This is a genomic window from Mycobacterium talmoniae (assembly GCF_001854525.1).
In the GTDB taxonomy this organism is placed as follows: Bacteria; Actinomycetota; Actinomycetes; order Mycobacteriales; family Mycobacteriaceae; genus Mycobacterium; species Mycobacterium talmoniae.
In genome coordinates this window covers 1-980 of sequence record NZ_MLQM01000354.1, presented here as the reverse complement: position 1 = coordinate 980, position 980 = coordinate 1, and the positions used below count along the sequence as shown (strand labels likewise).

The window sequence follows — 980 nt, the reverse complement described above, 5'->3', positions numbered from 1 at the left end:
GCACCCCGCCGGCCGAGCTGCGCATCGAAGCGCTCACCCACACTCTGGAGCGCCGTAAAGCCGCCGCGCAGGCCACGATCGACGCTTTTTGGGCCCGGCCCTACCGGGGTGGGCATGTGCCCGGGCCGGTCGCCGACAACGTGTATGTCAAACGGGCGCAAGCCGTCCTGGACCGCGCGATCGCCCAGGAGCAGGCAAAGGCTGAGCTGGCCGCCCAGCAGGCCGCCGCGCAGGCCCGCCAAGCCGCCCAAACCACCGCGGCGGCGCCTAAGAGCTGCCCGAAACGCAATATCACCGACCCGTCATCGCGGATGATGCCGCTGCGCGGTGGGGGTTGGGTGCAGGGCTACAACTGCCAGGCCGCTACCAGCAGCGACGGGCTGATCTTGGCCACCTTGGTGGGTAACAACCCCGTCGACGCTCCCGCGTTTTGCACCATCATGGACAAAACCGTGGCCGCCGCCGAACTCCTCGACGCCCACCGGCCCACCACTGCCACCAGCGAGACCGGCGCCGGGATCGGGGTGCTGCTCGCCGATGCCGGCTACCTGAGCATCGACAACCTCACCGCACCTGGACCCGACCGGCTGATCGCCGTCGGTAAAAGCCGTGACCTGGCTGCAGCGGCGAAAAACGAGCCCGCCACCGGAGCGCCCCCACCAGATGCCACCCCGATCGAAGCGATGACGCACCGGCTACGCACCCCCGAAGGCCACGACCTTTACAAACAGCGCAGCCACATCGCCGAGACCCCGTTCGCCCACGCTAAACACAACCTGGGATTTCGCCGCTTCACCAGCCGCGGACTCGACCGAGCAGCCGCAGAGTTCAACTTCCACGCCCTGGTACACAACCTGTTCAAAGCCATCGGGGTCGGAGCCCTCGCCCCAGCCACCGGGTAACCGGATCGGCCCCCAACTCACACCACCGGACGTCACCGCCACGCAACCCGCCCCGCCATCCAATTCCGCAACAGCCCG

Annotated in this window: 1 protein-coding gene; it reads left to right on the top strand. The window is 68.3% G+C overall.

The features are described 5' to 3' along the window. On the top strand, positions 1 to 902 hold a 902-nt coding region (locus BKN37_RS27330; RefSeq protein WP_165618422.1), incomplete at its 5' end, for a transposase. Positions 903 to 980: the final 78 nt, after the last annotated feature.